We start from the raw sequence: 7,214 nt of genomic DNA, 5'->3' as shown, positions 1-7,214 counted from the left end.
CGCGGCGGAACACTCTTCCTGCGGACGTCGCGCCGCTGCCCGGCATCGACCCGGATATCTCCCAGTCGATGGACCTGTTCGAGGCCGAGCACACCGAGCGGTTCGGGTTCCCTTTCTGGCGGGCAGCGGTCGTCGCCGGCACCGCCGCGGCGATGATCGCCGCCGCGACCGGTCTGCTCGGCATGGGGGAAAGCCCGCCGGACAGCAACCAGAACGCCGTGGTGACCTGGTACAACCGGTCGGTCGCGAAGATCGGCGCGGGCCCGTGGTGCGACATGGGCATCACCTGGGAGGCGTGGCATTCCGGGAACGTCGTCGCTGTCTGCGGCGGTCCTGGCCGCGGCTTCGCGCTGACCACCGCGCACGCCGCCGACTTTCGTCGGCGCGGCCTGTGGATGTACGGGGCCCGGGGGATCCGGCCCGGCGACGTAGTGTTCTTCTCCTGGTCCCGCGGCGAGACGATCGGCTCCATCGACCACGTTGGGCTCGTCGAGCACGTCTACGCCGACGGCTCGTTCACGACGATCGAGTGCAACATCGGCAACGCCTGCCGCCGAGAACATCGGGACGCCACCTACGTGGTCGGGTACGGCCGGCCGCCGTACGCCAGCTCGCCGACACCCGCCCCGGCAGCGGCCGGCGGCACGTGGTTCCTGGGGGGAGCCTGATGCTGTACGGCACCGACACCTCGGCATACCAGCGGAGCGTGCCCGCTGGGGACTTCGCCGTGCTCAAGGCGACCGAGGGCCTGACGTACCGGGATGCGCCGTTCCCGTCGCGCTGGAAGCTGCTCCACGACCGTGGCACGCCTCGAGGCACGTACCACTTCGCGCACCCGAGCGAAGACCCGATCAGGCAGGCGGAGTTCTTCCTGTCCGTCGTCGACGCCGCCGGGCTGCAGACCGGCGACCGCCTGGTCCTGGACCACGAGGCGCTGTCCCTCGCACCGCCACGGCGTATGGCTGTCACCGGCCGCGAGCGGGAGAACCGGTTGCGGTTCGCCGCGTCGATGCCGGTCTCGACCCGGGCGCAGTGGGCGCAGGAGTGGTGCGCGTACGTCACCCGGCACGCCTGGGCGCCCTGGGTCTACACGTTCCTGTCGTTCGCCCAGGCCGGGAACTGCGCGGGCCTCGGCGGCTACGGGCTATGGATCGCCGACCCGTCGTCGCCGGCCGGGCGGCCGCGCGTGCCCGGCCCGTGGAAGACGTGGGTCATGCACCAGTACTCATCAACCAGCGGCATCGACCGCGACGTGTTTAACGGCACGAAATCGGACTGGCTCGCGACCTCGCCAGCCAGCACAGGGAAGGACGACACATGGTTCCTGGCAACTTCAGGCTGACCGCCGACGACCCCGAATGGCCGATCGTCTTCGACCCGGACGCGAAGGTCAGCAAGATCACGTTCGGGCTGGACAACTCCTTCGCGGACGCGGCGCACGGCATCACCGCCGCGCCGCAGCAGCACCTGCGGGTCGCGATCATGGACGTCGACGGCAGCGTCCAGAAGATCTACGACCCGGTGATCATCGGCCGGCAGACGCCGACAACCCCCGGCGGCACCAAGCCGGTCACGATCACGGTCCCCAAGCCCGCGACGGCCTGGGCGGCGTTCATCTCGCCCGGCAAGGACGGCCCGGCCGACCGCCGGATCGGGTTCTGCCTGACCTGACCCACGCCCGTACGTCCCGCCCCGCCTCGGCCCACCGGCCGGGGCTTCATCATTCCTGGAGTCCGATGCAGGGCAGCGACATCGACAACCGGTTCACCTACCACCCGCCGCGCGCCGGCCAGCCGGCCAAATTCGAGCAACTGCGCGCGGCAGCCCGGGACCTGGCGCACCTGATCAACACGGTCTGCCCGGAGTCCCGAGAGAAGTCCCTCGCCGTGACGAACCTCGAGGAAACCGTCATGTGGGCGAACGCCTCGATCGCCCGCCACGAGTAGCCCAGCACCCCGACACGGGCCCCGGCGCGCGCCGGGGCCCTTCCTTATGCAGGAGGACGATTGCCTGTCACCTTCCGGCCCGGCCTGCGCGCCCCGCACTCGCCGGTCACGCGCCCGAGAGCGCGTCTCGGCCGTGCCCTCGCGGCCGTCACCGCGCCGGTCTCCGTCGACTGGTATTCCAACGTCGCGGTCTGGCCGATGCTGCTGAACGACCGTCTCGGGGATTGCACCGAGGCGATGGTCGGTCACGCCATCCAGGCCGCCTCGACGTACGGCGCGGGCACCACCGTTACCGTCACCGATGACGACGTCCTGGCCGCGTACGAGCGGGTTTCCGGGTACCGGCCGGGCGACCCGTCGACCGACGTCGGCGCGGTCCTCCAGGACGTCTACGACGACTGGCGACGTGTCGGCGTTGGGGGTCACAAGGCGTTGGCGTTCGGTGAGCTCGACGTGGCGAACCTGGACGAGATCCGCCGAGCGATCTACGCCTTCGGCGCCGCCGGCCTCGGCATCACCGTCACCGAACGGATGATGGACGACTTTAACGGCGGCAAGCCGTGGACGCGCACCGGCGGCCAGACCCTCGGCGGCCACGCGATCGTCGCTGTGGGTTACGACGACACCGGCGTGTGGGTCATCACCTGGGGCCAGGTCATCCAGATGACGTGGACGCTGTTCCGCAAGGTCGTCGAAGAGGCGTGGGCGGCGGTCCTGCCCGAGTGGTTCTCGGCCGCCGGCCGTGACCCGGTGGGGGAGGACCTGCACGCCCTGGGCGAGGAGCTCGCCGCGCTGACCGGCGAGCCGAATCCCTGGCCCCAGCCGAACCCCACCCCGACGCCGCCAGCGCCGGTGGACCTGCTGCAGCAGCTCGCGCAGCTTGTCCGCCAGGCCGAGGCCGCCGCCGAGCGCGGCTTCCACGACGTCATCGCCTTCCTCGACCAGCACGGCCTGTAGGCCGCCACGACCCCGTCAGGCCCGCACCGCGGGCCCGTTCCTACTCCGGGAGATTCCTTCGTGAAGAACATCGTCTTGCGGTATCCGGCCGCGATCCTCGGCATCGTCTCCGCCGTCCTGCAGACGCTCGTCGCGTACGGCGTGAGCCTGTCCGATGGGCAGGTCGGCGCGATCAACGCGATCGTCGCGGCAGTGCTCGGCGTCGCCACAGCGGTGCTCGTCGCCCAGGACCGGCTGCTGCCCGCGATCCTGGCGCTCGGCCAGGCGGCGGCCACGCTGTTCGTCGCGTTCGGCGCGGACCTGACCGATGCGCAGGTGAGTACGGCACTGGGCCTACTCGCGGCAGTGGCTACGCCGCTCGTGGCGGCGTTCACGCACACACAGGTCCACGCCGCAATCGGTGCGCACGGTCAGCGGGTGCGGCGACGGCCGATGTTCCGTCTCGCGGCCTGAGCCGTACGCCGAGCTCGACGCGGCCCTGCCCGGTCCCCTTGGGGCCGGGCAGGGCCGCTTTCGTGCTTCTCGAGAGGCGATGTGACGCGCATCCTCGGGTCTGGGTTGTCATGATCAGGATGTACGGCCGCGTCCGGCCACCACGCTCCTCGCGGGGTAGATCAACGGCATGATGTGACGCGCGCCCCGCGTTCGGCCCGATGGCTCGGAGGACGCGGGGCGCTTCTGCGTGCGTCTGCGAGGACTTCATCTACCTGCGAGAACACTCCACGGAGTTGACCAGAGTCGCGAGCGCTCGCCTCTGGATCCCGGTAGCGTCCCTGACATGCTGGCGATAAAGCTGCAAGAGCTCGCTGAAGCCGTTGATGGACGCCTGGTCGACGCGGACCCGACCGCGTCCGTGAGCGCACCGCTCGCGATCGACTCTCGGGCCGTTGAGCCTGGAGGGCTGTTCGCCGCGCTGCGCGGAGAGCGCACGGACGGGCATGAGTACGCCACCGCGGCGGTAGCCGCCGGCGCCGCCGCGGTGCTCGCGGCCCGCCCGGTCGACGGCGTGCCGTGCGTAGTCGTCGACGACGTCACCGAGGCGATGGGGCGGCTCGGCCAACACCTGGTCGAGCGCCTGGACGCGACGGTCGTCGGAATCACCGGGTCGGCCGGCAAGACCTCGACGAAGGACTTCACCTTCCAGCTTCTGCGGGCCTCCGGGGCGACGATCGCCACCGAAGGCAGCCGGAACAACGAGCTCGGGCTGCCGATGACGATCTCGCTGGCCACCGCCCGCACCCGATTCCTGGTGCTGGAGATGGGCGCGCGGGGGATCGGCCACATCGCCTACCTGACCTCGATCGCCCGGCCGAACATCGCGGCAGTGACCAACGTGGGAACCGCGCACGCGGGCGAGTTCGGCGGCCGGGCCGCGACCGCCCAGGCAAAAGGCGAACTCGTCGAATCCCTCAACGAAACCGGCACCGCTGTGCTGAACCGCGACGATGAATACGTGGCAGGCATGGCCTCCCGCTGCTCCGGCTCGGTGCTGTGGTTCGGCCGTGACGCTCGCGCGGACGTGACCGCCTCCACCGTTCGGCTCGATGAGCATGGGCGGGCCCGGTTCAGGCTGCACACCCCACAGGGCTCCGCACCGGTTCAGCTCAGCCTGTACGGCGAGCATCAGGTCGCCAACGCGCTCGCCGCCGCCGGCATCGCGCATGCCGCCGGGATGGAGGCTGAGGCGATCGCGGCCGGCCTGACGGCGGCGCGGGCGTTGTCTCCGGGCCGGATGGAACTGCATGAGCGCGCCGATGGCGTCACGATCATCAACGACGCGTTCAACGCCAACCCCGACTCCGTCCGGGCCGCCCTGGACACCGTCGCTGCGATGCGGTCGACGACAGGGCGGCGTGCGATCGCGGTGCTGGGGGAGATGGCCGAACTCGGGGAGGAGAACGAGGCCGGGCATCAGGACGTCGGGCGGATGGCTGGCCGCGCTGGACTCGGCATCCTGGTCACGGTCGGAGGCCACGACGCGGCGCTGATCGCTGACGCTGCGCGTGCCGAAAACCCGGACCTGACGGTGTGGCAGGTCCCGGACCGCAAGGTCGCGGAGGACTTCCTTACCGAGCGGCTCCGGCCCGGTGACATCGTCGTGGTGAAGGCATCGCACGCGATCGAGCTTCACATCTTGGCCGAACGGCTGATCGCCGGTGACGCCGCCACGTAGACCCGGCCAGGGATGGCGAAGGCCGCCGCACCCCGTGGGTGCGGCGGCCTTCGTTTTCGTGTCCGGCTACTGGTGCACGACCAGCTCGGCCGGGAGGGTCGCCGGCGACAGCGCGCCGAGGAGCTGCGCGCCGAGCTCGGTCACGTCACCGGTGCCCATCGTGACGACGACGTCGCCCGGCCGGACCTTGGCCAGGAGCATGCGGGACGCCTCGTCCACGGTGCCCGCCGATTCGACCTGGCCGTTCCGGTCGCTGATCGCGTCGGTGATTCCGGCGGTGATGGCGCGCGTCGTGGTGCCCGGCACGAAGCTGTTGCACGGGTCGTTGATAGGCAGGAGGGTGACGTGGTCCGCGGCGGTCAGCGCCTTGCCCATCTGTTCGCCCAGGGTGGCGGCGCGCCGGTGCCCCGAGGGCTGGAACGCGACGAGGACGCGTCCGCCCAGCCCCCGAAGCTCGGCGAGGGCCTCGAGGTCAGCGGCGATGGCGCTCGGGTGGTGCGCGAAGGAATCCGCCAGCGTCACGCCGCTCGCCTCGCCGTGCACGGTGAGGCGGCGCCGCACCGGCTGGTAGAACGGCAGGGCGGCCGCGGCCGCCGACGCGCCGATGCCGAGCGCGAGCGCGGCGGCCAGCGCGGCGACCGCGTTGTGGGCCATGGCGCGCCCGGGGACGCTGAGCCGGATCTTCACCATCTCGCCGTCCGGTAGCCGGACGGTGGTGTGGCTCGTGTCCTTGTCGAGGTCGATGCGGAGGATCCGCACCTTCGCGTCCGGGGCGGTGCCGTAGGTGATGAGCTTCACGCCGGGGACGTCGGTGGCGCGCAGCGTCAGCGGGTCGTCGGCGTTCGCGACCACCGTGGTGCCGGGCATGTCCCGCAGCCACGCGCTGACCTCCGCGGCGAACTCCTCGGCGGTCGCGTACTGCTCCGGGTGGTCGTCCTCGATGCCGGTGATGACCGCGAGATCGGCCCGCAGCCAGCGGAACGAGCGGTCGGACTCGTCGGCCTCGGCCACGAAGCGTCCCGAGCCGTGATAGCCGCCGGTCGCCGGGAACGTCCAGTCCGCGCCGATGACGTAGGTCGGGTCGTCTCCGGCCTGCCGCAGGATGTGCGCGACCATGGCGGTGGTCGTGGTCTTGCCGTGGGTGCCGGTGACCAACGCGCTGTCGGGGTTACCGGCCATGAGCTGGGCGAGGGCCTGGGCCCGGTGGAGTACCGGGATCCCTCGACGTCGCGCCGCGAGCAGCTCGACGTTGTCCTCGGGGACGGCGGTCGAGACGATGACGCACGAGGCTCCCGCCACGTGCGCGGCGTCGTGCCCGATGTGGGTGGTGGCACCGGCGGCGGCCAACGCCGACAGCCGCTGCGACTGGTTACGGTCGGATCCGCTGACGCGGGCACCCTGGCCGATCAGGACGCTGGCGAGCGCGGACATTCCCGCGCCGGCCATCCCGATCAGGTGCGGGCGCGACAGGTCCGCGGGCTCCCACGGCTCCCGGATCGGGAGTCGCACCGCTTTGGTGTCGGTCATGTCCGTTCTCCTCACGGAATCGGTTCGGACATTCCATAACCGGCCATCGATACGAGATATCGACGCCGGAGCCTTGCCTAGTCGATCAATTGACGTTCTGTTCGGCGGTAGTGCTCCGCCTATTTCGAATAGTCGAGGATTCGAATAATCACGTCAAGGCTTTGCATCGTGAAAATCATAAGATCTTTTGAGTTGTATTTTTAGGCGCACGAATGCGAGCTCCTAGCGCTTAATAAAGTGCTGCCCGTAATGAATTTACGTGCTGTTATGGGTCGTCTTCAGGGTCGAGGAGGTGAAGGTCGAACGCCTCGACTAGGGCTTGCTCGACCAGCGCGGCGGTGTTCTCCCGGCCGGCGGCTCGAGCCTCGAACATGTCCGACGATTGGCGGCGTCCGGAGAGCTGTTCGTGCTCGGCCACCATCCGATCCTTGTCGGCTCCTTGGAGTTCCTGATCGCACGCGTTGAGGACGAAGGCGATTGCCCTGCGGAGGGCCGTGTCGTCGGCGGCCATCGCCGCCTGGGCAATGAGCCCGACTACCTCATCGGCCTTCACGATCGGCCTCCTGATGCTTCGTCGCCGTGGATGGTGCTGGCGTCCCTGCCGGCCGCCG

At 70.1% G+C, this 7,214-nt stretch carries 9 protein-coding genes; 7 read left to right on the top strand and 2 right to left on the bottom strand.

Annotation, left to right across the window (positions count from 1 at the left end):
• From AB0K82_RS19360 to murF, 7 genes are all read left to right on the top strand, one after another.
• On the top strand, window positions 1-668 hold a 668-nt coding region (locus AB0K82_RS19360; RefSeq protein ID WP_364398597.1), incomplete at its 5' end, for a CHAP domain-containing protein.
• Window positions 668-1,342, top strand: coding sequence for a GH25 family lysozyme (locus AB0K82_RS19355; protein ID WP_364398596.1), 675 nt, complete (start codon window positions 668-670; stop codon window positions 1,340-1,342). The genes AB0K82_RS19360 and AB0K82_RS19355, both read left to right, overlap by 1 nt.
• The gene (locus AB0K82_RS19350) at window positions 1,318-1,671 is read left to right on the top strand and encodes a hypothetical protein (protein WP_364398594.1); all 354 of its coding nucleotides are present in this window, start codon (window positions 1,318-1,320) and stop codon (window positions 1,669-1,671) included. Before AB0K82_RS19355 ends, AB0K82_RS19350 begins: the two co-directional genes overlap by 25 nt.
• Window positions 1,672-1,736: 65 nt before the next feature.
• Window positions 1,737-1,946, top strand: a complete 210-nt coding sequence (locus AB0K82_RS19345) for a hypothetical protein (RefSeq protein ID WP_364398592.1) — start codon at window positions 1,737-1,739, stop codon at window positions 1,944-1,946.
• A 60-nt stretch (window positions 1,947-2,006) separates the two neighbouring features.
• Complete coding sequence (locus AB0K82_RS19340; protein ID WP_364398591.1) at window positions 2,007-2,903, top strand: hypothetical protein; 897 nt, start codon at window positions 2,007-2,009, stop codon at window positions 2,901-2,903.
• Window positions 2,904-2,963: 60 nt separating this feature from the next.
• A complete protein-coding gene (locus tag AB0K82_RS19335; protein ID WP_364398589.1) occupies window positions 2,964-3,356 on the top strand; it encodes a hypothetical protein in 393 nt (130 codons plus the stop codon).
• Window positions 3,357-3,681: 325 nt separating this feature from the next.
• The gene (gene murF / locus AB0K82_RS19330; protein WP_364398588.1) at window positions 3,682-5,076 is read left to right on the top strand and encodes a UDP-N-acetylmuramoyl-tripeptide--D-alanyl-D-alanine ligase; all 1,395 of its coding nucleotides are present in this window, start codon (window positions 3,682-3,684) and stop codon (window positions 5,074-5,076) included.
• A 66-nt stretch (window positions 5,077-5,142) separates the two neighbouring features.
• Here murF and murC read toward each other — a convergent pair whose 3' ends face one another.
• Window positions 5,143-6,603: a UDP-N-acetylmuramate--L-alanine ligase gene (gene murC / locus AB0K82_RS19325; protein WP_364398586.1), complete on the bottom strand. Its 1,461-nt coding sequence runs from the start codon at window positions 6,601-6,603 to the stop codon at window positions 5,143-5,145.
• Between the two features lie 265 nt (window positions 6,604-6,868).
• Window positions 6,869-7,156 carry a hypothetical protein gene (locus AB0K82_RS19320; RefSeq protein ID WP_364398584.1) on the bottom strand — a complete coding sequence of 96 codons (288 nt, stop codon included), beginning with the start codon at window positions 7,154-7,156 and terminating at the stop codon, window positions 6,869-6,871.
• Window positions 7,157-7,214 lie beyond the last annotated feature (58 nt).

It is taken from the genome of Actinoallomurus sp. NPDC052274 (genome assembly GCF_040679475.1).
Classification (GTDB): domain Bacteria; phylum Actinomycetota; class Actinomycetes; order Streptosporangiales; family Streptosporangiaceae; genus Actinoallomurus; species Actinoallomurus liliacearum.
The sequence above is the reverse complement of the archived record's forward strand: the minus strand, read 5'-3'. Positions and strand labels throughout refer to the sequence as shown.

Bases quoted from the DNA above. Each gene is read 5' to 3' on its own strand.
- murF (WP_364398588.1), top strand. From the start codon at position 3,682: ATGCTGGCGATAAAGCTGCAAGAGCTCGCTGAAGCCGTTGATGGACGC.
- murC (WP_364398586.1), bottom strand. From the start codon at position 6,603: ATGACCGACACCAAAGCGGTGCGACTCCCGATCCGGGAGCCGTGGGAG.
- AB0K82_RS19355 (WP_364398596.1), top strand. From the start codon at position 668: ATGCTGTACGGCACCGACACCTCGGCATACCAGCGGAGCGTGCCCGCT.
- AB0K82_RS19345 (WP_364398592.1), top strand. From the start codon at position 1,737: ATGCAGGGCAGCGACATCGACAACCGGTTCACCTACCACCCGCCGCGC.
- AB0K82_RS19350 (WP_364398594.1), top strand. From the start codon at position 1,318: ATGGTTCCTGGCAACTTCAGGCTGACCGCCGACGACCCCGAATGGCCG.